This window comes from Mycobacterium sp. NPDC049093, from assembly GCF_040704635.1.
In the GTDB taxonomy this organism is placed as follows: Bacteria; Actinomycetota; Actinomycetes; order Mycobacteriales; family Mycobacteriaceae; genus Mycobacterium.
Genome location: NZ_JBEZJS010000026.1, coordinates 1 through 2,813, shown reverse-complemented (window position 1 = coordinate 2,813; position 2,813 = coordinate 1). Strand labels below are relative to the sequence as shown.

At 58.3% G+C, this 2,813-nt stretch carries 2 protein-coding genes; one reads left to right on the top strand and one right to left on the bottom strand.

Going from position 1 to position 2,813, the window contains the following annotated elements:
- Window positions 1-236 precede the first annotated feature (236 nt).
- Window positions 237-1,769: a hypothetical protein gene (locus AB0876_RS34235; RefSeq protein WP_135358450.1), complete on the bottom strand. Its 1,533-nt coding sequence runs from the start codon at window positions 1,767-1,769 to the stop codon at window positions 237-239.
- 576 nt (window positions 1,770-2,345) lie between these two features.
- On the opposite strand from AB0876_RS34235, the gene AB0876_RS34230 reads away from it, so the two are divergent.
- Window positions 2,346-2,813, top strand: a 468-nt coding sequence (locus AB0876_RS34230) for a hypothetical protein (RefSeq protein WP_526044224.1), incomplete at its 3' end; no start/stop codon positions are given.

Here is a 2,813-nt window from a genome sequence, read left to right as displayed (position 1 = left end):
CACGGACTCAGCCCCACCGAGTTCGCCCTACAGTGGACCACGACCCACCAACCCCAAGCCGCATAGCGACTGGACCAGTAATCGGGTCCCCCTCAATCCAAGTGGCGAAAATCGGAACGGTACGGTGGTGCAGGACCGGCGGGTTAGCACCGCCCCGCTACACGCGAGATGTCGGTGCAAGGAATCTAGCGCAACTTTCTCGGCACCGCACATAGGTAGACCTCGGTGGCTCACTCTCAGCGGTCGCTGCTTGGTGCCGTTTCGGCCACGTCGGCAGCAGGAGTCATGCCGTCCTCGCTGGAAGTCGTACCCCTCGTCGTCATATTCCTAGCGGCCCATGCGCTTCGCAATACGTGCTCGGTGCCTTGTGCGACGCGGTCAGAATCTAGACGTATCACTTCCCAATATCCCTTGGAAATAACAGGATCAATGTCCTCAAGCCAAGCCGCGCACTCTCCCTGAAGCAAGTTGATGAGGTTTCGCAGTGTGCTCGTCCGACCAGTTCGTTCAGCAAGGTGTTGATCCTCCCCCTGGTTCGTCCGAATAAGGACGTCATGCGCGGTGTACCAGTTATTGGGATCCGCACCGTGCGCGAATTCTCCAAGCGCCTTCAGGAGCACACGCAGCCGGTTCCACCCGCATTTGTTGATCCAGTCCCTTGGTGTTGTCTGGGGCCTCGCCTCCAGCTTGCGGGCTATCTCAGGTTTGGTGCGCCACGTTCGGATTCGGGCCAGCTGCTCAAGCACCACCCGGAGGCAGCCCATCGCTCGGTAGTCATCCTCGAGCCACAGCCACACCCCTGATCGGAGAGATGAAGCGCTCAGGACAAAGGCGGTTGGGACCACGCCATCACCGCGTTCACGAGTCCATCGAGCTAGTAGTCCGGCCATTTCACTGGCGAAAATTGCCTCAAGCGTTACGTCGCTCATCCGTCTCGGGTCGAACGTCGAGCCAAGGTAGCGCTTCTCTATGTCAAGCGCCGCTCGCGCGAGATTGTAGGAACGCGTGCGTCTTTCGGCAAAGGCCATCGCTGGCGCAACTTGGGGAGGAAAGGCCGGTGTCTCGCCGTCGACAGCTTTTGCGACTTCTATCTGGTACTGCGCGCCGGGTGCCGCGATTCTGTAAAGTCGCTCGTCATCCTCAACCAAGCGAAGTTCAATAGGCCAGACGTAGGGCAACAGATTCGCGAACAGCGCCCTAACCGGGCCAAGGATTGGCGCAGTCTCAATATTGTTGCAAGTCTCCAGCCGCCCCGAGTCATACGCAGCGCCCGCCAACCCACCCTGGATCTGAGTTATGCAGAGTGTTAAAGCATCGCTCACCAAATCAAGCGATCGAATCTGTTCTGCCTGCAGTGGAGATTCGAAACCGTCGACCTCCCACCACAGTGCATCAAGGAGTTCCCCACGACCATGTAACAGCTCGCTCAATTCAGCGAAGAGGTCTCCAGCATCGAAAGATCTCTCGATCGGCCGAATGGTGAAGCAGTTAGGCCGGTCTGCTTCGTGCCAGAACAGTACGTTCTGGGCACCGGGAAACTCCCACACCCGACGCATCCAAGCAGCTGTGTCTTCGCCGGGAGTTTGAGGCAGCGACACATTGACCGCCAAGTTCGTCGACCAGCGCTCAAGCTGACCACGCGCGATGATCGACGCACCAACAACCTGCATACACAACAGAAAGCGTGTTGAGGCGACCGCGCTATCAAGCCCCCACGCAAGCTGATCTACCCAAGAGTCCCCTATCAGGACTGTCGGACGGAAGCTCACGCCCATCTCCATAAGAGCCACATCGAACTCGATATAGCCCGATACTGTAGGAAGGCACACCATCTGCATAAGCGGCGAGATCTCGGCGAGACGCTCTAACCGCCTGTTATGTCGTGAGATTAGAACGCGCGCAACGGCATCATGCCCTCCTCGCAAGACTGCTTGCCTCAACCCCGCCACCGTTAACGGCACGGCACGGCCAAGCGCTTCGGCTTGACGCCCTGCCTCGCAGACCGCTTCGTCAGTTAACCTCCGGCTTGCAGTAGGTCGGCCGGACCCTTCGCCAGTTGATTCCCCCATCGTTCGCCCAGTGTACGAAAGGAACTGCTCTGAGAGCACCAGGTTTTCTACCCAGCAATGATTCGCCAACTCGTGTTTTCTATGGACTTGAGGACAAAGGCTGTTGGCGGCGGGCATCTTATTGTCGCTAGGGCTTTCGTATCTCAGCGTAACTAGGCATCATTGCTTTGACACCGCGAGTCGACCGTGGATGCGTCGTTCGGCGCCGTTGTCCATGGGCGACACAGTCGACCTCTTCTGCGTACTGCGACCGTCTAACCCGGGATAATCGCTTGCGTGTCTACAGACGAGACAGCGGCGGGGAAACATCTGTCCAAAACCTCATTGCGCAACTTTGGACCACCTGTCCCGCAGAGAGATCGGGACTACCGTCAACCGGCCTACACCATCGCAATACCTCGGGACGAAGCTCCGATCCCAGTGCTGCTTCGCTACGCTCTGACGTTAGTAGGCATACCCCATTTTGGGCCTGGGGAGAAGGTGGAATGGTGGACGACGTTCACCTACCGGAACTACCCGTGCGAACTCGCACACCAGAAATTCGGCGTCCGGCTTCGGATCGGCGGAAATCTAACCGAGGAGCGGGCCCTTGCGCTGCTGTCCGAGATGCGGAGAAAGCTGAGCTCGGCTGTTAAAGCTGTGGAGAAGTTGAGGTGGGCCCTTCGTAGTGGTCCAGTTGTTGTGGGACTCTGTTGCCCGAGTGTTCGGGCAGGAAGAATCGACGACGACATGGCAGGTAGCAAG